The organism is Streptomyces sp. NPDC093071 (assembly GCF_044754545.1).
Lineage (GTDB): Bacteria > Actinomycetota > Actinomycetes > Streptomycetales > Streptomycetaceae > Streptomyces.
Genome location: NZ_JBIVPH010000015.1, coordinates 68,374 through 89,807, shown reverse-complemented (window position 1 = coordinate 89,807; position 21,434 = coordinate 68,374). Strand labels below are relative to the sequence as shown.

The window sequence follows — 21,434 nt, the reverse complement described above, 5'->3', positions numbered from 1 at the left end:
CTCGACAGATGAATGTGAGAGGGGTCACCCTGTCATTCATCCACGCGGGGAGGCATGGATGGGCAGGAGCCGCAGAACCATTCCGGAGGAGCTTCTGCTGCTCGCTCTGGACCCGACCACGGGTACCACAGCGCAGCCGCAGTCGCTCGACCTCGGCCTGGCCGGAGCACAGCTAGTGGAGCTGGCGCTGGCAGGCCGGATAGCCCCTGACGGGGATCGTATCGCCGTGGTGATGCCACGGCCGACCGGAGATCCGACACTGGACTCCGCACTGGAGCTGCTGCGCAGGCGCGGCAGCCCGGTCCGGGCCGTCCACTGGATAGGCGGACCCCGACTGGGGCTCCGTCAGACGTATCTCTCGCATCTGGAGCGATGCGGCATGGTCCATGCCGTGGAGGGCCAGATGTGCGGGGTGTTGCCGACGACTCGCTACCAGGCGACGGACACGGCGATCAGTCGGGAGATCCGTGCCCGGCTGGACAGTGCGATCCGCACCGGCGTACCGCCGGACCCGCGGACCGCGGCGCTCGCCGCGCTGGCCCATGCGGTCGGTCTCGGCAAGCACCTCTACCCCGGCAACGAAGGACGGTCGTCGCGGTCCCGGCTGCGCGACCTGATCCGGCACGACCCGATGGGCGGACTCGTGGCGCACGCCGTGATGGACGTCCAGAACGGCGCGGGGGCGCAACCGCGCCGAAGCGCCCAGGGCGTTCCGGCGCAGCCACGCGGCGGCATGGCCCGCGCGGCGGCGCACTGAGCACCACGGCACCGCAGCACCACGGCGCCGCGGTAACAAGGCGCCACACGAACCATCCCGGGAGCCGCACAACAGTGCGGGGCGGTCTGGACGACCGCCCCGCACATGTGCGTTGTCCCCGTTTCCCAGCGCACGCACGGCCTTTGGTGGCAGTCTGCCAAGCGTCAGGCACACACAGCTACGCAGCAGACAGCCGGAGGTGCAGTTTCCGTGGCGTCCAACGTCAACCCCACCGTCAGGCGACGCCGATTGGGCCAGGAGCTGCGCAAGCTCCGGGAGGCGAAGAACATGACGGCCGAGCAGGTCGCCGAGCGCCTCCTCGTCTCCCAGTCCAAGATCAGCCGGCTCGAGAACGGCCGCCGTTCCATCAGCCAGCGTGACGTCCGCGACCTGTGCGGCGTGTACGAGGTCGAGGACGAGCGCATGGTCGACTCCCTCATGCAGATGGCCAAGGACTCGCGCCAGCAGGGCTGGTGGCACGCCTTCGGCGACATCCCGTACAGCGTCTACATCGGTCTGGAGACGGACGCGGAGAGCCTGCGGATGTACGAGCCGCAGATCATCCCCGGACTGCTCCAGACCCACGAGTACGCCGAGGCCGTGATCGCGGGGGCGCTGCCGGAGTCGACGCCCGCGGACATCGAGAAGCGGGTCCAGGTCCGCACCCGCCGCCAGGAGCGGATCCGGGACGAGGAGCGCCCGCTGCGCCTGTGGGCGGTGATCGACGAGGGCGCGCTGCACCGGATCGTGGGCAGCAGGCGGTTGATGGTGCAGCAGCTGGAGCACCTGCTCGAACAGTCGCAGCTGCCGCACGTCACCGTGCAGGTGATGCCGTTCGACATGGGCGCGCACCCGGGGATCAGCGGGCAGTACTCGATCCTGGAGTTCCCGGACACCTCGGACTCCAGCGTGGTCTACATCGAGGGCGTCACGAGCGACCTGTACCTGGAGAAGGCGCAGGACGTCGGCAAGTACAGCGTCATGTACGAGCACCTCCGGGCGCAGGCGCTGAACGTCGACCAGACCAGGGAGTTCATCTCGAAGATGGCCAAGAAGCACGCCCAGGGCTGAGGCCCGGAGCGGGTGGGCAGGCACCGTACACGCAGTAATCGCTCCCACGGAAGCCTCGTTGGAATATGCCACTCGGACGTGTGAACGCCGGTCCCGTCGCCCGGGACCGGCGAGTAGCGTCGATCACGTCGTCGAGAACGTCGGCGCGACACCCCACTGGCAGAAACTGGCAGAACCGGAGCTGAGCAGCATGGCGATTATTCAGGGTGGTACGGACACCTGGACGAAGTCCTCCTACTCGGGTGGGAACGGGGCCTGCGTCGAGGTGAAGTCCCCCGTCGTGGCCGCGATCGCGGTGCGGGACTCCAAGGCCCCCGAGGGCCCGTCCCTCTCGTTCGGACCGGGTTCCTGGAGCGCCTTCGTCGGCGAGGTGAGCACCGGGGCCCTCTAAGGCCCCCGGTGCCCCGAGCGGTCACCAGCAGCACGCAAGAGCCCTCTCGTCCGGTCCGCCGTCCTGGCCGAGGGGGCTCGGTCCTTTTCCGGACCGCCCGCGCTCCTCAGCCCCTCGGGTAGCGCGCCAGCCAGCCCGGCGCGGACTCCTCGGGGGTGTGCAGGGCGGCGCCCTGGGTCATCTCCATCGCGAAGTCGTCCGCCAGCTCCAGGACCGTCCCGCGGCCCTCCAGTTCGGCCAGCCAGGCCGGCGGGAGGGCCGTGTCGCCGTGCAGGGCGCCGAGCAGGGCCCCGGTGAGCGCGCCGGTCACCGGCGAGGGCCCGTCGTGGTTCACGGCGAGCCGCAGCCCGTGCCGCACGTCCTCGCCGACCAGGGCGCAGTAGACGGCCGCCGCCAGCTGCCCCTCGGCCCGGTCCTCGTCCGCCCCGAGGGCGGCCACCCGCTCCGCGTCCGGCACCCCTTCCCGTACGGCTCCGAGGGCGCGGCCGAGGGCTTCGGTGACCGGCTCGTGGCCGGGGCACTCCGCGAGCTGCTCCAGGGCCACGGCCACCGCCGCCTCCACCGGGCCGCCGCGGGCCAGGCCGTGGACGACGAGGGCGAAGGCGCCCGCCGCGAGCCGGGCGGCCGGGGCTCCGTGCGTCTGGGCCGCGCACTCCACGGCGAGCCGGCGGACGAGCTGCGGCTCCCAGCCGACGAGCAGTCCGAAGGGGGCCGAGCGGACGAGGGCGCCGGAGTCGCCGGCCTCCGGGTTCTTCGGCTTGTCGGGGGTGCCGAGGTGCTCGTCGCCGAAGCCGGTGAGGCAGGCGCGGGGCGGGTTGCGGCGGGCGTAGAGCCACTCCTCGTGGGCGAGCCAGCCGTTGTCCTTGCGGCGCTCGTCCGGGCCCCAGTCGCGCTGGGTGGCGGCCCAGCGCAGATGGGCCCGGTGGACGTCGGTGGGCGGGTGCCAGGCGCCGGTGTCGCGGCGGACCTGGGCGCGGATCAGGCCGTCGACGGTGAAGAGGGTCATCTGGGTCGCGGCGGTGACGGCGCCCCGGCGGCCGAAGGCCGGGACGGGGTCGGTGAGTCCGTCAGGTCCGTGGGCCGCGCGCAGCTCCGCGAGGGAGGAACCGCCGGCGCCCGCCCCCAGCGCGTCGCCGAGCGCCCCGCCGAGCAGACAGCCCCGCACCCGGGCCCGGAAGTCCTGCTGCTCGGCACGGCCCCACACGGCTGCGGCTGTCGTGGCCACGACGTGCCCTCCCCCGGTCGGCGGTTCGCTGTCGGTTCCCTCGCCGCACTGTAATGGACCGGGTGTGCCCGTCCGGGGGACGGAACGTTATGTGTTCCGACACCCTCGGGGCCGGTTTTGACCACACTCCGCCGGGCTACGACCCGGGGGCGTCCTCACTCGGCCGGGAGCACCGGGAGGAGTTCCGGCAGGTGTCCGTCGGAGGCCTCCGCCGTGCGCCGCCGCTCCTCGGGCACCTCCCCGTAGAGGGTCGTGCGGGGCTTCGCCGGGCGGCCCGCCGCCTCCGCGATGGCCTCCAGGTCATTGATCGAGCGGTACGAGCCGTAACTCGACCCGGCCATCCGGGAGATGGTCTCCTCCATCAGGGTTCCGCCCAGGTCGTTGGCGCCCGAGCGGAGCATCTCGGCGGCGCCCTCCGTGCCCAGCTTCACCCAGCTGGTCTGGATGTTCGGGATGTGCGGGTGGAGGAGGAGCCGGGCCATCGCGATGACCGCGCGGTTCTCGCGGGCCGTCGGGCCGGGGCGGGCGATGCCGGCCAGGTAGACGGGCGCGTTGGTGTGGATGAAGGGGAGCGTCACGAACTCCGTGAAGCCGCCGGTCTCCCGCTGGATGCGGGCCAGGGTCCGGAAGTGGCCGAGCCAGTGCCGGGGCTGGTCCACGTGCCCGTACATCATCGTGGAGGAGGAGCGCAGGCCCAGTTCGTGGGCGGTGGTGATCACCTCGATCCAGGTGGCGGTGGGCAGTTTGCCCTTGGTGAGGACCCAGCGGACCTCGTCGTCGAGGATCTCGGCGGCCGTGCCGGGGATCGAGTCGAGCCCGGCCTCCTTCGCGGCCGTCAGCCACTCGCGGATCGACAGGCCGGTGCGCGAGGCGCCGTTGACGACCTCCATCGGGGAGAAGGCGTGCACGTGCATCCCGGGGACGCGCTCCTTCACCGCCCGCGCGATGTCGAAGTAGGCGGTGCCGGGCAGGTCGGGGTGGATGCCGCCCTGCATGCAGACCTCCACCGCGCCGACCTCCCAGGCCTGTTCGGCGCGGTCGGCGACCTGGTCGAGGGAGAGGGTGTACGCGTCGGCGTCGGTGCGGCGCTGGGCGAAGGCGCAGAAGCGGCAGCCGGTGTAGCAGACGTTGGTGAAGTTGATGTTCCGGGTGACGACGTACGTGACGTCGTCGCCGACCACCGACTTCCGCAGGTCGTCGGCGATCCGGGTCAGGGCGTCCAGGGCCGGGCCGTCCGCGTGGAGGAGGGCCAGGGCCTGCGGGTCGGTGAGCCGCTCCGGGTCGTCGGCGGCGACGGCCAGCGCCTCGCGGACGTCGGTGTCGATGCGCTGCGGCACCATCCCGGGGGCGGCGGCCTCCCGCAGCGACTCCCAGTCCCCGTACACCTCGTCGAAGTCGTCGCGCCGGTCGGCCGTGCGGCCCTCGGTGTCGATGGTGCGGTGCAGATCGGTGCGGCCGGTGGCGGCGAAGGCCTCGTCGGGCTCCTGCCAGGGCAGGCCGCGCACGGGCGCGTCGGGGTTCGCGAGACCCGTCTCGGGGTCGGCGAGGGCGCGGACGTGCGGGAGGACCCGGGGGTCGAGCCAGGGTTCTCCCCGGGTGACGAACTCGGGGTAGACGCAGAGGCGTTCGCGCAGTTCGAAACCGGCGGCGGCGGACCGCTCGGCCAGCTCCTCGATCCTCGGCCAGGGCCGCTCGGGGTTGACGTGGTCGATGGTGAGCGGCGAGACCCCGCCCCAGTCGTCGATACCGGCCGCGATCAGCCGCTCGTACTCGGCGTCGACCAGGTTCGGCGGGGCCTGGAGGCAGGCGGAGGGGCCCATGATCAGGCGGGCGACGGCGACGGTGGCGACCAGGTCGTCCAGCTCCGCGTCCGGCATCCCGCGCATCGCCGTGTCCGGCTTGGCGCGGAAGTTCTGGATGATCAGCTCCTGGACGGAGTGGTACGCGCGGGCGACGCGGCGCAGCGCGAACAGCGACTCGGCCCGCTCCTCCAGGGTCTCCCCGATGCCGAGCAGCAGCCCCGAGGTGAAGGGCACGGAGGAGCGGCCCGCGTCCTCCAGGACCCTGAGCCGCACGGCCGGTTCCTTGTCGGGGGACCCGTAGTGGGGGCCGCCGGGCTCGGACCACAGCCGGGTCGCGGTCGTCTCCAGCATCATCCCCATGGAGGGCGCGACGGGCTTGAGGCGCTGGAAGTCGGTCCAGGAGAGCACCCCGGGGTTGAGGTGCGGGAGGAGGCCGGTCTCCTCCAGGATCCGGATCGCCATGGCCCGCACGTACGCGATCGTGTCGTCGTAGCCGTGCGCGTCGAGCCACTCGCGCGCCTCCGGCCAGCGGTCCTCGGGCTTGTCCCCGAGCGTGATCAGGGCTTCCTTGCAGCCGAGTGCGGCGCCGCGCCGTGCGATGTCGAGGACCTCGTCGGGGGACATGAACATCCCGTGCCCGGCCCGGCGCAGCTTGCCGGGGACGGTGACGAAGGTGCAGTAGTGGCACTTGTCGCGGCACAGGCGGGTGAGCGGGACGAACACGCTCTTGGAGTACGTGATGACGCCCGGCCGCCCGGCCGCCTCCAGACCGGCGTCCCGCACGCGCCCGGCGGACGCCACCAGGTCCGCCAGGTCGTCCCCGCGCGCCCGCAGCAGCACGGCGGCCTCGGAGACGTCGAGCGCGACCCCGTCCCTGGCCCGCCTGAGGGCCCGTCGCATGGCGTTCTCGGTGGGACGTGCTGCCTGGTGATCGGTCATGGACCGAGCATACGAGCGGGCGCGGGAAGCCGGGTTCGGGTCCCCGCACCCGGCTGCCCGCCCGGCGGTCCGGGAGTTCGGGTCCTCACAGGTACCGCGCGTACGCGTCGAGCACCCCCAGCACCTCCCCCTCCTCCCCCGGCGGCAGTTGGAGGACCACCTCCTCGCAGCCGAGGTCCGCGTAGTATGCGAGCTTGTCCGGGTTCGGCAGGACCGCGTACGGGACGACGTGGAGCGCCTTCGGGTCGCGGCCGGCCTCCTCCCACGCCGTCCGCAGGACCGGGAGGGCGTCCGCGAGGCCCCGGCCGCCGATCGGCAGCCAGCCGTCGGCCTGCGCGGCGATCTGCGCGAAGAGCTTCGGGCCCGCCGCCCCGCCGACGAGGATCCGGGGCGCGCCGCCGGCCGGCTTGGGCCAGGCCTCGGAGGCCCGGACGGACTCCCCCGACTCCCCGGCGTACGCGGTGGGTTCGGGGGCCCACAGGGCCTTCATCAGGTCGATCCGGTCGCGGCCGAGCCTCCGGCGGGACGCCCAGTCGACCCCGTGGTCGGCGGCCTCCTCCCGGTTCCAGCCGAAGCCGACGCCGAGGGTGAAGCGGCCGCCGGAGAGGTGGTCGAGGGTGGCGATCTGCTTGGCGAGCGAGATCGGGTCGTGCTGGGCGATGAGGGTGATGCCGGTGCCGAGCCCGAGGCGTTCGGTGACGGCGGCGGCCTGCCCGAGGGCGACGAAGGGGTCCAGGGTCCTGCCGTACTCCCGGGGCAGCTCGCCGCCCGCCGGGTAGGGCGTGGCCCGTTCGACGGGGATGTGGGTGTGCTCGGGCAGGTAGAGCCCGGCGAAGCCGCGCTCCTCCAGCTCGCGCGCCAGCCGCACCGGGGTGATGGTCTCGTCGGTCAGGAAGATCGTGGTCGAGATCCGCATACCGGCACGGTAGGGGGTGGGGCGGAGTTTTCCGAGGGGTGCGACGGGAGCGGCGGGAAGGCGGCCCCGGCCGGATGCCCGGCGCGCCCGGCGCTCAGCGCCGAGACCCGGCCCGGGTACCGCGGGTCCGGCGGCGACTCGGGCAGCGGCTCCCGTACGGCACGGTCCCGGCCGTCCGGCCCCGCCGGCCCGTCCTCGGAGCACGTGCCGCCCCCGGTTCCCTTCCCGCCCGGAAAACCGCCTGCGCCCCGCGCGTCCCGCCCCTACCGTGGCCCGGTGCTGAAGCGAATCGAGGCGTACTACGACGCCGTGCCCCGGTCCTCCGCCCGCGCCGAGGAGTTCGGGCCGCTGACCCTCTTCGTACGGGAGGGGGAGGGCTGGCCCTTCTACGCGCGGCCCGCGCCCGGTCACGAGGGGGAGGTCCCGGTCGGGGCCGTGGAGCGGGTGCGGGCCCGGCAGCGGGAGCTGGGGGTGCCCGAGGCCTTCGAGTGGGTCGCGGAGACGGCGCCGGGGCTGCGGGCGGCCGTGGAGGCGAGCGGGCTCACCGTCCACGAGCACCCGCTGATGGTCCTGGCGGGCGACCCCCTCGCCGTGCCGGAGCCCGCGGGCGTCGCCGTACGGATGGTGGACGCGGACGATCCGGGTCTGGAGAGCGCCGTCGCCGCCCCGTACGCCGCCTTCGGCTTCCCGCCCGAGCCCGGGACGGCCGAGCGGACCGCCGAGCGGATCGCGGCCGGTCTGACCCGGGTCGCGGCGGCCTTCGCGGGCGGTACGGAGGGGAAGGCCGCCCTCGCGGCCGGGCAGCACCAGCCGGTGGGGGACGTCTCCGAGGTCGTCGGCGTCGGCACCGTCCCGGCGGCCCGGCGCCGGGGCCTCGGCCTCGCGGTGACGGCCGCCCTGGTCGCGGACGCCCGGTCCCGGGGCGCGGACCTGGTGTTCCTGTCGGCCTCGGACGCGGACGTGGCCCGGCTCTACGGCCGCCTCGGCTTCCGCACGGTGGCGACGGCGCTCATCGCGGAGGCGTAGGGGGCGGGGGGTGCTTCGGGGCCCGCGCGCCTGGTCCGGGCCCGGCTCCGGTCCCGAAGCACCCGGACCCGGCCCCGGCTCCGGCTCCGGCTCCGGGAAAAACTTTCGGGGAAAGTTCCCCGGCCGTGTCACATCCCCGGCCCCCGTTCCGTCGTTGCGGTGAAAGCACCTGCCGAACGAGACGCCGAGGAGCGATCACCATGGCGCACACCCCCGAGGCCCGCATGACCAACCCCGCCTACGTCCTGCCCGACGCCGGTCCCGCGATCCAGGCCCTCGTGAAGGCCACCCGCCAGGGCGGGGTCTCCGAGGAGATCCTGGAGCTCGTCCACCTGCGGGCCAGCCAGATCAACGGCTGCGGCTTCTGCGTCGACTACGGCGCGAAGAACGCCCGGAAGGCGGGCGTGAGCGACGAGAAGCTGTTCGCGGTCGCCGCGTGGCGCGAGGCGCCGTACTTCTCCGACGAGGAGCGGGCGGCCCTCGCGCTCGCCGAGCACGCGACCCGCATCGCCGACAGCACGGACGCCGTGCCGGACCCGGTGTGGGACGCGGCCGCCGACCACTTCGACGAGAAGCAGCTCGCCTCCATCGTGCTGATGGTCAGCCTGACGAACTTCTTCAACCGGATCAATGTCACCGTCCGGCAGCCGGCCGGCGTGGCGATCTGACCGCACGGGCCCCGCGCACCATCAGGACGTCGACCGGGTCCTCGGACTCGGTCGTGAAGCCCTCCCGCTCGTAGAGGCGGCGGGCCGCGCTCCCCTGGAGGACCACGAGGCGGACGGGCACCCCGTCCGCGTCGGCCCGGTCCAGCAGCTCGCGCAGCACCGCCGTCCCGAGCCCCCGCCCCTGCACGTCGGGGGCCAGGTAGAAGTGCTCCAGGTAGAGCCCTTCGCCGCCCTCGTACGGGCGCAGGGTGACGCTCCCCGCGAAGGCGCCGTCCACCTCGACGACGGAGGTGTGGGCGGGCGAGAAGCCGTCGCGCAGCCGCTGCCGCACCCGGTGCCCGTCGTAGCGGCCGAGCCGCACCAGGTCGTCGCGCATCACCTCGGCCCGCAGCTCGGCGACGGACTCGACGTCCGCCGCCCGGCCGGGGCGCAGCGCCCAGTTCACCGTCTCCCCCGCAGTTCCCATGGGCGGCATCCTAGGGAACTCGTAACCGGACCCGGCCGCTCCGCGTTGGAGCGGGCATGAAGAGGATCCTCACCGCCGTAGCCCTGACCGCTTTCGCCGCCGCCAGCGCCGCGGGGGCCGCCGGCACCGCGGCCGCCGACACCGGCGGCGTGAACCTGCCCTCGGTCGTGCCGCTCAGCGGCGTCCTGACTCCCGAGGCCGCGCCGGCCGGCACGCCCGCCCTGCCGCCCGCGAACGCGGCGGTGGAGCGCCTGCTGCCGAAGCTCTGAACCGTCTGAACCAGCCGGGCGGCACCGGACGCGCGAAGGCGGCGGGACCCCCCACGGGCCCGCCGCCTTCGCGTCTCCGCGACGTCACGACGTCACGACTCAGGAGTGCGCCGGTCCGCTCAGTCGGCCACCACCAGGGACGGGGTCTCCTTGGTCAGGACCTCGCCGCGGAAGAAGGCGGGGCTGCGGCGCTGCATGACCAGCATGATCACCACGCCGAGGAGCAGCAGGCCGACGCCGATCACGAAGACCGAGCCCATGCCGAGGACGGCGGAGCCGGAGCCGTACGCCGGGTCCCACATGTCGTACAGGGTCTTGCCGAAGACGGCGGTGAGCATGAGGCCGCCGAGCAGCGGCATCAGGCCCTTGAAGGCGAAGTCGCGGAAGGAGCGGAACAGCTCCTTGCGGAAGTAGCGGACGCAGGCGAAGGCCGTGAGCGCGTAGTAGAAGCAGATCATCAGGCCGAGGGCGTAGATGGTGTCGACCAGGACGTGCTCGCTGACCAGGGTCATCACCGTGTAGAAGGCGCCGGTGGCGACACCCGCGACGACCGTGGCCCGGCCGGGGGTCTTGAAGACCGGGTGGACCTCAGTGAAGGACTTCGGCAGCGCCTCGTACGTGGACATCGCGAGGACCGTGCGGGCGACCGGGATGAAGGTCGTCTGGAGGCTCGCGGCGGCGGAGGCCAGGACCGCGACGAAGAGCAGGACGCCGAGGGTGGGGCCCATGACGGGGCCCGCGAGGGCGGCGAAGACGTTGTCGGAGGTCTCCGGGTTGGCGAGGCCGAGGCCCTGCTCGCCGGAGCCGACGGCCATCTGGGCGGCGATGCCGGTGGCCAGGTAGGAGCCGACCAGGACGACCATCGCGATGAGGGCGGCGCGGCCGGGGGTCTTCTCGCTTCCGGTGGTCTCCTCGTTGGTCGCCATGCAGGCGTCCCAGCCCCAGTACATGAAGATCGAGAGCGAGAGTCCGGCCGTGAAGGCGGCGAAGGACTGCACCGCGAAGGGATTCATCCAGGACCAGGAGAAGTCGACCGAGGTCTCGAAGGAGCCGGCCTTCGTGAGGGCCATGCCGACGAAGACGGCGAGGACGACGAGCTGGAGGCCGACGAGGGCGTACTGGACGCCCTTGGTGGCGGTCATGCCGCGGTAGCTGATCGCGGTGGCGGCGGCGATGAGCGTCAGGCAGGTGACGATGTGGACGGCCTTGTTGCCGTCCAGGGCGGCGACGGATTCGCTGCCGGTGATCTCGCCCGCGAGGAGCCAGAAGTAGGAGGTCGCGACGCCGGCCAGGTTGGAGAGCACGATGATCGTCGCGATGACCAGGCCCCAGCCGCACATCCAGCCGATCTTGGGCCCGAAGGCCTTCACGGTCCAGGTGAAGGAGGTGCCGCAGTCCGGCATGGCCTTGTTGAGCTCCCGGTACGCGAAGGCGACGAGGAGCATCGGGAGGAAGCCCGCGAGGAAGACGGCGGGCATCTGGAGCCCGACCTCGCCGGCGGTGGAGCCGAGCGTCGAGGTCAGACAGTAGACGGGGGCGACGGTGGAGACGCCGATGACGGCGCTGCCGAGGAGGCCGACGGAGTTCCCGCCGAGTCCTTTGGTGCGCACGCCGTGGGCGTCGCCCGGGGCGTCGGCGCCCCTTACCGTGTCTCCGGCCAGCGGCCGCGCTTCCACCTGAGTCATGAACAGGACGTTAAATGCTGCGGTTTCCACATCCGGAGGTTCGGAATCCGCGCGGGTGATCGATCACCGCCTTGCATTGCGGGGGTCGAGGTGGACACTCGCCAATGATTGAAAGATCGACCAACCGGACCACCCGACCAACCGGTAGGTCCGTCGATCGACGTCCGATATGCGGGAACCGCAGCTCGGCCCCAAATGTCCGTTTCGAAATTTTCCCGAGGAATTTTTCGCGCGGCCACCAGGGGCTTCGGCCGGGGGCGGGGGCGGTACGGGGCCCGGCGCCGTGACGGCGGAACGGGGCGCGGGAGGGGACGCGGAACGGGATCCGGAGCCGGTCGGACCCCGCCGGACCCCCTACCACCCCCGCCGCCGCCGCGCTCCCGGCGGAACCCCGCCGACGCCCCGCCGACGCCCCGTACAACGGTCCGGCAACGGCTCCGCTCCGGTCCGCCCGATGCTGACGGACCCCCTCCGGACAAGGCAGACTGTCCTGGGCGAAACCAGCGGTACGGCAGGGGGAGCTATGGACCGTGAGGACGGGCCGCGAGTCCCGGCGCAGCGGGCTGCGGAAACGGGCGGGAACGCCCCGGGGGACCCGACGGGCCCGGTGGTCCCGGAGGCCTCGGACGGGCCGGTGGATCCGGTGCCCCCGACGGGAACGGCGCGGGCGGGCGAGGCTACGGACACGGAGCGGGCCGACACCGCCGGAGCGCTGCGTTTCGGTGTGCTCGGGCCCGTGCGGGCCTGGCGGGGCGACGCGGCCGTGTCCACCGGATCGCCGCAGCAGCGCGCCCTCCTCGCCGCCCTCCTCCTGCGCGGCGGCCGGACCGCCACCGCCGCCGAGCTGATCGACGCCCTCTGGGGCGAGGAACCGCCCTCCCAGGCCCTCGCGGCCGTCCGCACCTACGCCTCCCGGCTCCGCAAGGCCCTCGGCCCCGAGGTCCTGGTCAGCGAGTCCGGCGGCTACGCCCTGCGCGCCTCCGCCGCCGCGCTCGACCTCACCACCGCCCAGGAGCTGGCCGGCGAGGCCGAGAAGCTGCGGGCCGGCGGGGACCGCGCGGCGGCCCGGGCGCGGCTCGCCGAGGCCCTCGACCTGTGGGACGGCGAGGTCCTGGCCTCCGTGCCGGGGCCGTACGCCGAGGCGCAGCGCACCCGCCTGGAGGAGTGGCGGCTCACCCTCCTGGAGACCCGGCTCGACATCGACCTGGAGGTCGGCGCGCACGCCGAGGCCGTCTCCGAGCTGACCGCGCTCACCGCCGCGCACCCGCTGCGCGAGCGCCTGCGCGAACTGCTCATGCTGGCGCTCTACCGCGGCGGACGGCAGGCCGAGGCGCTCGCCGTGTACGCGGACACGCGCCGGCTGCTCGCCGACGAACTGGGCGTCGACCCGAACCCCGAGCTCTCCCGGCTCCAGCAGCGCATCCTCCGGGCCGACGCCGAACTGGCCCGGCCCGTCGAGGAGCCCGCCCCGGCGGCCGCGCCCGTCGCGCGCCCGGCCCAGCTCCCGGCGACCGTGCCGGACTTCACCGGCCGCGCCTCTTTCGTACGGGAGCTGGGCGCCCGGCTCGCCACCGCCGAGGGCCACGTCATGGCGGTCTCGGCGCTCGCGGGCATCGGCGGCGTCGGCAAGACGACGCTCGCCGTGCACGTGGCCCACGAGGCCCGGCCGCACTTCCCGGACGGGCAGCTGTACGTGGACCTCCAGGGCGCGGGGTCCCGCGCCGCCGCGCCCGAGACCGTCCTCGGCTCCTTCCTGCGCGCGCTCGGCACCCCGGACTCGGCCGTCCCCGACTCCCTGGAGGACCGGGCCGCGCTCTACCGCTCCACGCTGGACGGACGCCGGGTCCTGGTCCTCCTGGACAACGCCCGGGACGCGGCCCAGATCCGCCCGCTGCTGCCCGGTACGGCGGGCTGCGCGGCCCTGGTCACCAGCCGGATCCGGATGGTCGACCTGGCGGGGGCGCACCTGGTCGACCTGGACGTGATGTCCCCGGAGGAGGCGCTCCAGCTCTTCCTGAGGATCGTCGGCGAGGAGCGGGTGCGGGCCGAGCGGGAGGCCGCGCTCGACGTGGTCGCCGCCTGCGGCTTCCTGCCCCTGGCCATCCGCATCGCCGCGTCCCGGCTCGCGGCCCGCCGGACCTGGACGGTGTCGGTCCTGGCGGCCAAGCTGGCGGACGAGCGGCGGCGGCTGGACGAGCTCCAGGCGGGCGACCTGGCGGTCAAGGCGACGTTCGAGCTGGGCTACGGGCAGCTGGAGCCGGCCCAGGCCCGCGCCTTCCGCCTGCTCGGCCTGGCCGACGGCCCGGACATCTCGCTCGCGGCGGCCGCCGCCGTCCTCGACCTGCCGCTCTGGGACACGGAGGACCTCCTGGAGGCGCTGGTCGACACGTCCCTGCTCGAATCGGCGGCCCCGGGCCGCTACCGGTACCACGACCTGGTCCGGCTCTACGCGCGCGCGTGCGCGGAGAGGGACGAGCAGTCCCCGTCGGAGCGGGAGTCGGCGCTCTCCCGGCTCCTGGACTTCTACCTGTCGACCGCCGCCCGCGTGTACGCCATCGAGCGTCCCGGCGACCGGCTGGTCGACCACCTGGAGCCCACCGCGTACGACGGCCTGTCCTTCACCGACCGCCACGAGGCCCAGGACTGGCTCTACGCGGAGGCCGACTGCCTCCTGGCCACGGTCCGCCAGTCCGCCGCCTCCCCGGGAACGCTGCGGCGGGGGGTCGACCTGCTGTGGGCGTCGCTCGACCTCGCGGAATCGGGCGCGAACTCCCGGGAGTACGAGGCGGTGGCGACGGTGCTGCGGGAGGCGGCGGGGCGGGTGGGGGACGTCCGGGCGAAGGGCCGCGCGGCGCTCACCCTGGCGTACGTCCAGCACGTGACGGGCCGGTTCGACGAGGCGGACGGCGAGGCCCACGAGGCGATGGACCTGGCGTCCTCGACCGGGGACGCCCTCCCCCTGTGCTGGGCCGCCAACGCCCTCGGGATCATGGCGCTCTACCAGGGACGCACCGAGGACGGGGAACGCTTCCTGACCCAGGCCACCACGGCGTTCCGCGCCTGCGACGACGAAGCCGGTGAGGCCAGCGCCCTGTGCAACCTCTCCCGCATCCACCTGGCCATGGGCCAGACGGACGTCGCGGTCGAACTGGCCCAGCGCGGAACCGAGATGTACGCCTCGATGGGGCACGCGCTCAAGGGCGCCAACGGTCGCTACGCGCTGGGGCTCGCGCTGACCGCGAGCGGGCGGCTCGACGAGGCCTCGGCCCGGCTCGCCGAGGCCCTCGAAGTCTTCCGGGACAGCCGGCAACGCCTCTGGGAGGGCATGTCGCTCTTCCGGATCGCCGAGGTGGACATCGCCGCCCGCCGGTACGCCCAGGCCGCCTCGAACTCCGAACTGGCGCTGGTCGTCCTCCGCGGGGTCGGCGGCGAGTGGCGTCGCGGACAGGTCCTCGTCGTCCTCGGCCGCGCCCTGTCCGGGATAGGGCAGCACGGCCGGGCACGGGTCTGCTGGCAGGAGGCGCTGGACATCTTCATCGAACTCGGCTCTCCGGAGGAAGCGGACGTGCGGGCCCTGTTGTTGGAGACCGCCGCCGCGTAGCCGCTGAACTGCCCGTTCATCGTTCGTTTATGGGCTCGGGGCAGTCTTCTCCACACGATCCGTCGCGTCGGGGGGCAGACGGGTCGCCGGTAAGGCCGTCACACCGTCGCACTAGGGTGAACGGCTCCGGGTGGGACCGCCCAGCAGTCCACGGGGGAACGGCCGGACGGTCCCACCCGCCCCATCCGAAGTAACAACGGGAGATGATCAACATGGCCGACCTGGACCCCACCAAGCCGAGCGCCGACGGCGAAGAGATCGTCAACAAGAACATGCACGCGACCGACGCTCCGCTCGCCGACTCGGTGGCCGCGAAGATCGGCATCAAGGGCAACATGCACGCCACCACGGAGCCGATCGACGGCACCGCCGGCGCGACCACGAACGGCAACATGCACGCCACCACGGAGCCGGCCAACTAGTCCACTCCCGACGGGGAAAGGGCCGCGGCGGCGACTTCGGGGGAGCCGCCGGGGCCCGAGAGGTCCGGTCGACGGGGGAGCACACGGGCTCGGGGGACGTCCGGCGGAACCAGGGGGGATCCGCCGGAACGGGGCCCGTGCGCGACGCGGTCGGACCACCGCACAAGGAGGGGTCGGGCACCTGCCCGGCCCCTTCGGCGCGTCCGGTTACCGGCGCGCGGACGGGCGGGCGGCACGGTGCCGACGAGCCGGACCCGCCACCGCGCCTACCGCGCGCGGACGTCGTACACCCAGCAGTTCCTCACCCGGTCGACCGCCTTCGGGTTCTTCATGGCGACCTCGAAGGTCTTCCGCTCGTGGGCCCCGACGGTGACGACCGCCTCGGCCGAGTCCACCGCGTTCCCCGCCGCGCCCTTGAACTCCAGGGTGACCCGGTACGTCTTCTCGACCGCGTCGTGCGAGGTGACCTCCAGGGTCGCCGTGGTGTCCGCCGCGCGGGCCGTCCTGCCCTTGCCCTTCTTCCGGGCCGGCTTCACGCAGTCGACCACCACGACCTCGACCTCGGAGCCGGTCGTGGTCACGGTGGGGGACGGGGCCGTCGTGCCGCCGCCCGACCCGTAGTCGTCGTTGTCCTTCTCGGAGCTGGAGCAGCCGCCGCCGGAATCGTCGTCGTCGGAGGAGTGGCCCCGGCTCTTGCCGCTCTTGCTCGTGCCGCTCTTGCTCTTCCCGCTGCCGCCGCCGCTGCCGTGGCCGCCCTTCCCGGTGTGGAAACCGGTCAGCGCGAGCACCACCACCGTGAGCGTCGCCGCGAGCTTCAGGCGTGTCCGTATCATCAGCGCCCCCGTCCTGGCTGTCGTGTTCGCGCCACCCTAACGGTCGCTTCCGCGCCACCTGGCGGCCCCCTCCGACCGGGCGTAGCGTCGGGAGCGAGAGCCGGACCACTCAGGAGGCCGCTTCGATGATCCGTAACGTCGCCGGCGCCGTTCTGGCTCTCGCCGGAGCGACGGCCGCCGTTCTGAGCCCCTTCCGTGCCTGGTACGACGGCCGTCACGGGCGTGACTACGCCATGGACGAGCTGTTCACCGGCATCACGGAGGCGAAGGCCGACCTCTGGTGGTCGCTCCTGCTGCCCTTCGCCTTCGCCGCCCTCCTCACCCTCGTCGGCGTGGTGCTCCGCTCCCGCCTCCTCGTCGGCCTCGCCGGGCTCGTCGTCCTCGGCTTCACCGTCTTCTGGATGGTGCGGGTCGGGCAGTACGAGGGGAGCCTCACGGTCGACGGCGGCGGCACGGGCCTCGGCGACGGGGTCGCGAACGCCCTCGGCGGCGGAATCCTGCTGCTGCTCGGCGCCCTCGTCATGTCGGGGCGGAGAGGACGGAGGGCCCGCGAGGGGCCGGAGGAGCGGACGGGGCGGGCGGGGCGGGCATGGCCGGAGGAGCCGCGGGCATACGCGGCCCCGCCCGGCGGCCCCGGTCCCGGAACAGGACCCGGACCCGGACCCCGGGAGGATCCCGTCGCCGACCCCTACGGGGCTCCCGCGGGCGACCCCCGGGAGTCCGCCGCCCCCGGCCCGTACGACCCCTACGGGTCCGAGCCGACCCGGACCTTCGAGGTCCCCGACCGGGAACGGGACCGGGGCCAGGACGGCCCCGGGCCCCGCTGAGGGGCCGGGTCCGTCAGCGGGCCGCCGCCGAGCCCCGGCCCGTAGCCGTGCCCTTCACCGCGTCGAGCGCGTACACGCAGCGGTCCTTGCTGCACGCGTACACGACCCCGCCCTTCGCCACCGGCGAGCCGGTGATCTCGCCGCCGGTCGCGAGCTTCCAGCGCAGCTGACCGCCGGTCGCGTCCAGGGTGTAGAGGACGTGGTCGGCCGAGCCGAAGTGGATCCGGCCGTCCGCGACCACCGGGGAGCCGACCAGCTCGCCGCCCGCCGCGAACCGCCACCGGGGCGTGCCGGTGACCGCGTCGAGCGTGTAGAGCGCGCTGCCGCTGCCGACGTGCACGTTGCCGTCGGCGACGAGCACCGGCTCGGTGGACTGGCGCTGCTCGGTCGCGATCCGCCAGCGGTCCTGGCCGGTCGTGGCGTCGAGCGCGTACACCGTGCCGAGGTGGTCCGCGAGGTACACCCCGCCGCCGGTGACGGCCGGGCCCGGCGCGAAGGCCGGCGGGGAGAGGAAGACGGCCGGGGCCTCGAAGTGCCAGCGGACGTGCCCGGCCGCGATGTCGATCGACAGGACCCGGGTCCCGGCCGACACGTACACGTAGCCGTCCTCGGCCGGCGCCACCCGTACGGGTACTCCCCCACAGGAGGCGGCGTCCCCGATCGGGTACGACCAGCGCTCCGCGCCGGTCCGGGCGTCGAGGGCCTGGAGCCGGGCGTCCCGCCACACGTACACGGTGTCGCCGTGCAGAGCGGGCCCCGCCTCCGGGGTCTCGAAGTCGGTCTGCGCCCCGGTGACCTCCCACAGCATGGCGCCGTTGGAGGCCTCCCGGCCCTGGACCCCGCCGCCGCGCGTGCCGGTGACGACCGTGCCCCGGTCGACCTGGAGCGCGTACACCCAGGCGTCGGTGTGCAGCCGCCAGCGCTCGCCGCCGTCGGAGGCGTCGAGGGCGTACAGGGTCGGGCCGTCGGAGGCGTGGATGCGGCCCCCGGCGACGGCCATGGACCAGGCCACGTCCCGGGTCTTGAACTGGCGCCGGCCGCTGCCCGTGTCCAGGGCGTGCACCTCGAAGGAGGTGACGTACAGCAGGTCGCCGTCGACGACCGGGGTGCCCCAGACGTCGTTGGACATGCGGAAGCGCCAGGGCCGCCAGTGGCCGGGCTCCGGCGGGGGCGGGTTGGGCCCCGTGCCGCCCTGCGCGGGCACGTTCAGCGGGCGGGAGCCGGGCGGCGGGCCGGGCTCGGCGCCGTGCGGGCCGCCGCCGGGCGGCCGGATCCAGCCGGTCGCGGGGCCCGCGTCGGCGCCCCGGCCGACGGCGAGCGCCGCCCGGGTGTCGGCGACCCGGGGGCCGGGGCCGATGGGCACGGCCCCGCCGCCGAGGCGCACGGGACCGCCCGCGCTCTCGGCGGGGCCCGCGTGCCGGCCGCCGACGGGCTCGGGCCTGCGGCCGCCGCCCCCGGGCCCGCGCTCCGGGCCGTACGGGTCGGGGAACGGGCCCGGCGGGTCCGACGGCGGCGGGGGCGGGGGCACGGCCGGGACGGGCGGGGCGGCGGGGGTGCGGCCGCCGCCGCGCCGCCGCTCGATCATGGCGGTGGCGCTCAGCGGCAGCCAGGCCGAGGCCGTGCCGCTGTCGTCGCTGCCCGGGCCGAAGAGGTGCGGGGCGAGCTGCGCCTGCAGATCGGCCGGGCTGGGCCGGCGGGTGACGTCCATCTGCATGCAGGACTCGATGAGGGGCCGCAGCTCCTCGGGCAGGCCCTCCAGGTCGGGGCCCTCCCGGAGCAGCATGAAGACGGTCTCGACCGGGTTGGCGCCGTGGTAGGGCGCGTGGCCGGTGGCGGCGAAGACCAGCATCGAGCCCAGCGAGAAGATGTCGCTGGCGCCGGTGACGCTGCGCGAGTCGCGGGCCTGCTCGGGCGACATGTAGGCGGGGGTGCCGACGGCGACGTTGGTCATGGTCAGCCGCGTGTTGGAGACGCCGGACGCGATGCCGAAGTCGATCACCCGGGGGCCGTCCTCGACGACGAGGACGTTGGAGGGCTTGAGGTCGCGGTGGACCAGGCCCGCCCCGTGGATGGACTGGAGGGCCTCGGCGACGCCGGCCGCCAGCCAGCGCACGGCCTGGGCCGGGAGCGGCCCGCACTCGTTCACTATCTCTTCGAGGGAGGGCGCCGGTACGTAGGCGGTGGCCAGCCAGGGCACGGCGGCGCGCGGGTCGGCGTCGACGACGGCGGCCGTGTAGAAGCCCGAGACGGCCCGCGCGGCCTCCACCTCCCGGGTGAAGCGGACCCGGAACAGCTGGTCCTCCGCGAGCTCCGTGCGCACGGTCTTGATCGCCACGCGCCGGCCCGAGGCCGAGCGCGCGAGATAGACCAGGCCCATTCCGCCCGCGCCGAGCCGGCCCAGCACCTCGAAGGGCCCGATGCGTCTCGGGTCGTGCTGCGTCAGCTGCTCCACTTGCCTGCCACCTCCCCGTACGGGCCATGAGGGTACGGCCCCGTGGCCCTGATTCTTCCTGTCCGGGGGCCCGGTGGCGAACCCGGGGGCGGATCGGGGTGTCGCCTGGTAGGGGGGACGGCCCGGTGCGGGGTGAGGCGGGCGGGACGGTTACGGGCCTATCGGGCCGTACCGTCCGTTTTCGTCCCGGCTTCCGGTCCGCCTTCCGGCCCGGTTTCCGGCCCGGCTTCCGGCTCGGCGAGCACCGCGAAGAGGGCGCCCTGGTTGTCGCGGAGGACGGCGACGCGGCCGTGCGGGGTGTCGCGGGCCGGGGTGACGACCCGGCCGCCGAGCCGGACGGTGGTGTCGCAGGCCGCGTCGCAGTCGTCCACGGCGAAGTAGGCGAGGACGTGGCCGGGCATCTCGGCGGGGAAGTCGTCGGTGATGACGGCCCGGCCGCCGAAGGCGCTGTCGTCACCGGGCCGGGAGCCGGGGGGCGACCAGACGCGGTAGTCGAGGTCGGGGCCCGCGCCCTCCTCCTCGGGGTCGGCCTGACGGCCGAGGTAGCCGAAGACGGTGGCGTAGAAGGTGTCGACGGCGTCCGGGCGGCGCGTGTACACCTCCATCCAGCAGAAGGCGCCCGGCTCGTTCACCGCGGCGAAGCCGTCGTCCTCGCCCGCCTGGCGGAGGCCGAAGACGGTGCCGCCGGGGTCGGCGGCGAGCGCCAGGACGCCGAAGGGGCCGACGGGGTAGGGGTCCATGACCATCCGGCCGCCGGCGGCCCTGATCCGGGCGGCGAGGGTGCCGGCGTTCTCGGTGGCGAGGTAGACGGTCCAGGTGGTGGGCATCCGGCCGTCCCTCTTGGGGACGAGCCCGGCGACGCGCCGCCCGCGCAGGAGGGCCTCGTCGCGGTCGGGGTCGAAGGTCCAGCCGAAGAGCTCGCCGTAGAAGCGCTTGCCCGCCTCCAGGTCGGGGAGCTGCGCGTCCACCCAGCACGGGGTGCCCTCAGTGCGTACGGCCATGGCTCCACGCTAGGGCGGCGGCACCGGCCGCGCGCGCCCCGGCGGGCGGGCGGAGGGGGTCCGGCGGGGCGGGCGGAGGAGGGTCCGGCGGGGTGGGACCCTTGCGGTGCCTGGGTTGTCCACCGAAGTTGTCCACAGACTGTTCATAACTCTATTCGGGTACGGGGTCCCCCGTTCGGCCCTGACTCCCCCGGCGCCGCCCACCCCTCCCCGCCCCCTCCCCCACACCGATATTGGCTCAATACCGACCGTCCACTTTTCCTCACCCTCCGCCCCGCACCCGCGCCCACCTCGGAGAACGTGGACGGACGGGGGTGCACCCCATTTGCAGTCGGCCGAATCGCGCCCTGAGGCCCCGTCGGTAAGCTGACGGCATGACAGGACAAGTACGCACCGTCGACGGCCGCGTGGCCGGTCGACGCGGTCAGGCGACGCGGCAGAAGCTGCTCGACTGCCTCGGTGAGATGCTCAGCTCCTCGCCCTACCGGGACGTCAAGGTCATCGACGTGGCCCGGAAGGCGGGTACTTCACCCGCGACGTTCTATCAGTACTTCCCGGACGTCGAGGGAGCGGTTCTGGAGATCGCGGAGGAAATGGCGAAGGAGGGCGCCGGGTTGGCCGACCTGGCCTCCGGCCGCTCCTGGGTCGGCAAGGCCGCCTGGCAGTCCTCCGAGGACCTGGTCGAGGGCTTCCTGGACTTCTGGCGGAAGCACGACGCGATCCTCCGGGTCGTGGACCTCGGCGCCGCCGAGGGCGACAAGCGGTTCTACAAGATCCGCATGAAGATCCTGAACTCGGTCACCAACTCCCTGACGGACGCGGTGAAGGAGCTCCAGGCCAAGGGCAAGGTCGACAAGGAGGTCGGCCCCGCCGCGATGGCCGGCTCCCTGGTGACGATGCTGGCCGCGGTCGCGGGACACCAGAAGGGCTTCCAGACCTGGGGCGTGAAGCAGGCCGAACTGAAGCCGAACCTGGCCCTGTTGGTGCACCTGGGCATCACCGGCAAGAAGCCGACCAGATAGCCGCCCCCTTCCTTCCCCCGTCCTGTCGCCGACGCCGGCGGCGGCCCGCACCCCGGGACCG

At 73.9% G+C, this 21,434-nt stretch carries 18 protein-coding genes; 10 read left to right on the top strand and 8 right to left on the bottom strand.

The window, feature by feature from the left end:
- Window positions 1-58 precede the first annotated feature (58 nt).
- The 3 genes from ACIQD7_RS33020 to ACIQD7_RS33010 all read left to right on the top strand — a co-directional run bounded on the left by ACIQD7_RS33020 (window position 59) and on the right by ACIQD7_RS33010 (window position 2,219).
- Complete coding sequence (locus ACIQD7_RS33020) at window positions 59-757, top strand: GPP34 family phosphoprotein (RefSeq protein WP_030219076.1); 699 nt, start codon at window positions 59-61, stop codon at window positions 755-757.
- 210 nt (window positions 758-967) lie between these two features.
- Complete coding sequence (locus ACIQD7_RS33015; protein ID WP_121828359.1) at window positions 968-1,828, top strand: helix-turn-helix transcriptional regulator; 861 nt, start codon at window positions 968-970, stop codon at window positions 1,826-1,828.
- A gap of 190 nt (window positions 1,829-2,018) precedes the next feature.
- Window positions 2,019-2,219 (top strand): DUF397 domain-containing protein, encoded by a 201-nt coding sequence (locus ACIQD7_RS33010; RefSeq protein WP_053640748.1) that lies wholly within the window; start codon window positions 2,019-2,021, stop codon window positions 2,217-2,219.
- Between the two features lie 106 nt (window positions 2,220-2,325).
- Here the strand turns inward: ACIQD7_RS33010 and ACIQD7_RS33005 are convergent, their stop codons facing one another.
- The 3 genes from ACIQD7_RS33005 to ACIQD7_RS32995 form a co-directional block, all read right to left on the bottom strand.
- On the bottom strand, window positions 2,326-3,444 hold the full coding sequence (locus ACIQD7_RS33005; RefSeq protein WP_121828360.1) for an ADP-ribosylglycohydrolase family protein: 1,119 nt from the start codon (window positions 3,442-3,444) through the stop codon (window positions 2,326-2,328).
- A 155-nt stretch (window positions 3,445-3,599) separates the two neighbouring features.
- A complete protein-coding gene (locus tag ACIQD7_RS33000) occupies window positions 3,600-6,185 on the bottom strand; it encodes a bifunctional FO biosynthesis protein CofGH (protein WP_402446777.1) in 2,586 nt (861 codons plus the stop codon).
- Window positions 6,186-6,270: 85 nt separating this feature from the next.
- Window positions 6,271-7,101 (bottom strand): LLM class F420-dependent oxidoreductase, encoded by an 831-nt coding sequence (locus tag ACIQD7_RS32995; protein ID WP_402446774.1) that lies wholly within the window; start codon window positions 7,099-7,101, stop codon window positions 6,271-6,273.
- A 276-nt stretch (window positions 7,102-7,377) separates the two neighbouring features.
- Between ACIQD7_RS32995 and ACIQD7_RS32990 the strand changes: the two genes are divergently transcribed.
- Window positions 7,378-8,127, top strand: a complete 750-nt coding sequence (locus ACIQD7_RS32990; protein WP_402446771.1) for a GNAT family N-acetyltransferase — start codon at window positions 7,378-7,380, stop codon at window positions 8,125-8,127.
- Window positions 8,128-8,327: 200 nt separating this feature from the next.
- The gene (locus tag ACIQD7_RS32985) at window positions 8,328-8,795 is read left to right on the top strand and encodes a carboxymuconolactone decarboxylase family protein (RefSeq protein ID WP_121828364.1); all 468 of its coding nucleotides are present in this window, start codon (window positions 8,328-8,330) and stop codon (window positions 8,793-8,795) included.
- Here the strand turns inward: ACIQD7_RS32985 and ACIQD7_RS32980 are convergent.
- The gene (locus tag ACIQD7_RS32980; RefSeq protein WP_402446767.1) at window positions 8,761-9,261 is read right to left on the bottom strand and encodes a GNAT family N-acetyltransferase; all 501 of its coding nucleotides are present in this window, start codon (window positions 9,259-9,261) and stop codon (window positions 8,761-8,763) included. The genes ACIQD7_RS32985 and ACIQD7_RS32980 overlap by 35 nt on opposite strands.
- 56 nt (window positions 9,262-9,317) lie before the next feature.
- On the opposite strand from ACIQD7_RS32980, the gene ACIQD7_RS32975 reads away from it, so the two are divergent.
- Window positions 9,318-9,530, top strand: coding sequence for a hypothetical protein (locus tag ACIQD7_RS32975; RefSeq protein ID WP_402446764.1), 213 nt, complete (start codon window positions 9,318-9,320; stop codon window positions 9,528-9,530).
- A 119-nt stretch (window positions 9,531-9,649) separates the two neighbouring features.
- On the opposite strand, the gene ACIQD7_RS32970 is transcribed toward ACIQD7_RS32975, so the two are convergent.
- Entirely contained in the window at window positions 9,650-11,215 is a 1,566-nt protein-coding gene (locus ACIQD7_RS32970) for an APC family permease (RefSeq protein WP_402446761.1), read from the bottom strand.
- A 523-nt stretch (window positions 11,216-11,738) separates the two neighbouring features.
- On the opposite strand from ACIQD7_RS32970, the gene ACIQD7_RS32965 reads away from it, so the two are divergent.
- Together ACIQD7_RS32965 and ACIQD7_RS32960 are read left to right on the top strand one after the other, a co-directional pair.
- Window positions 11,739-14,816 (top strand): AfsR/SARP family transcriptional regulator, encoded by a 3,078-nt coding sequence (locus tag ACIQD7_RS32965; protein WP_402446758.1) that lies wholly within the window; start codon window positions 11,739-11,741, stop codon window positions 14,814-14,816.
- A gap of 203 nt (window positions 14,817-15,019) precedes the next feature.
- Window positions 15,020-15,238, top strand: coding sequence for a hypothetical protein (locus tag ACIQD7_RS32960; RefSeq protein ID WP_240449831.1), 219 nt, complete (start codon window positions 15,020-15,022; stop codon window positions 15,236-15,238).
- Between the two features lie 266 nt (window positions 15,239-15,504).
- Here ACIQD7_RS32960 and ACIQD7_RS32955 read toward each other — a convergent pair whose 3' ends face one another.
- The gene (locus tag ACIQD7_RS32955; protein ID WP_402446756.1) at window positions 15,505-16,071 is read right to left on the bottom strand and encodes a hypothetical protein; all 567 of its coding nucleotides are present in this window, start codon (window positions 16,069-16,071) and stop codon (window positions 15,505-15,507) included.
- 125 nt (window positions 16,072-16,196) lie between these two features.
- Here ACIQD7_RS32955 and ACIQD7_RS32950 point away from each other — a divergent pair, with 125 nt between their 5' ends.
- A complete protein-coding gene (locus tag ACIQD7_RS32950) occupies window positions 16,197-16,898 on the top strand; it encodes a hypothetical protein (protein ID WP_402446754.1) in 702 nt (233 codons plus the stop codon).
- Window positions 16,899-16,911: 13 nt separating this feature from the next.
- Here the strand turns inward: ACIQD7_RS32950 and ACIQD7_RS32945 are convergent, their stop codons facing one another.
- Together ACIQD7_RS32945 and ACIQD7_RS32940 are read right to left on the bottom strand one after the other, a co-directional pair.
- Window positions 16,912-19,350, bottom strand: a complete 2,439-nt coding sequence (locus ACIQD7_RS32945; RefSeq protein WP_402446751.1) for a PQQ-binding-like beta-propeller repeat protein — start codon at window positions 19,348-19,350, stop codon at window positions 16,912-16,914.
- 158 nt (window positions 19,351-19,508) lie between these two features.
- Window positions 19,509-20,351, bottom strand: coding sequence for a VOC family protein (locus ACIQD7_RS32940; protein WP_402446749.1), 843 nt, complete (start codon window positions 20,349-20,351; stop codon window positions 19,509-19,511).
- Between the two features lie 374 nt (window positions 20,352-20,725).
- Between ACIQD7_RS32940 and ACIQD7_RS32935 the strand changes: the two genes are divergently transcribed.
- Window positions 20,726-21,373, top strand: a complete 648-nt coding sequence (locus tag ACIQD7_RS32935) for a TetR family transcriptional regulator (protein WP_121828980.1) — start codon at window positions 20,726-20,728, stop codon at window positions 21,371-21,373.
- The last annotated feature ends 61 nt before the right edge of the window (window positions 21,374-21,434 follow it).

Coding starts and splice junctions, on each gene's coding strand:
- ACIQD7_RS33020 (WP_030219076.1), top strand. CDS start 59: ATGGGCAGGAGCCGCAGAACCATTCCGGAGGAGCTTCTGCTGCTCGCT.
- ACIQD7_RS33010 (WP_053640748.1), top strand. CDS start 2,019: ATGGCGATTATTCAGGGTGGTACGGACACCTGGACGAAGTCCTCCTAC.
- ACIQD7_RS33000 (WP_402446777.1), bottom strand. CDS start 6,185: ATGACCGATCACCAGGCAGCACGTCCCACCGAGAACGCCATGCGACGG.
- ACIQD7_RS32995 (WP_402446774.1), bottom strand. CDS start 7,101: ATGCGGATCTCGACCACGATCTTCCTGACCGACGAGACCATCACCCCG.
- ACIQD7_RS32985 (WP_121828364.1), top strand. CDS start 8,328: ATGGCGCACACCCCCGAGGCCCGCATGACCAACCCCGCCTACGTCCTG.
- ACIQD7_RS32980 (WP_402446767.1), bottom strand. CDS start 9,261: ATGGGAACTGCGGGGGAGACGGTGAACTGGGCGCTGCGCCCCGGCCGG.
- ACIQD7_RS32975 (WP_402446764.1), top strand. CDS start 9,318: ATGAAGAGGATCCTCACCGCCGTAGCCCTGACCGCTTTCGCCGCCGCC.
- ACIQD7_RS32970 (WP_402446761.1), bottom strand. CDS start 11,215: ATGACTCAGGTGGAAGCGCGGCCGCTGGCCGGAGACACGGTAAGGGGC.
- ACIQD7_RS32965 (WP_402446758.1), top strand. CDS start 11,739: ATGGACCGTGAGGACGGGCCGCGAGTCCCGGCGCAGCGGGCTGCGGAA.
- ACIQD7_RS32960 (WP_240449831.1), top strand. CDS start 15,020: ATGATCAACATGGCCGACCTGGACCCCACCAAGCCGAGCGCCGACGGC.
- ACIQD7_RS32955 (WP_402446756.1), bottom strand. CDS start 16,071: ATGATACGGACACGCCTGAAGCTCGCGGCGACGCTCACGGTGGTGGTG.
- ACIQD7_RS32950 (WP_402446754.1), top strand. CDS start 16,197: ATGATCCGTAACGTCGCCGGCGCCGTTCTGGCTCTCGCCGGAGCGACG.
- ACIQD7_RS32940 (WP_402446749.1), bottom strand. CDS start 20,351: ATGGCCGTACGCACTGAGGGCACCCCGTGCTGGGTGGACGCGCAGCTC.
- ACIQD7_RS32935 (WP_121828980.1), top strand. CDS start 20,726: ATGACAGGACAAGTACGCACCGTCGACGGCCGCGTGGCCGGTCGACGC.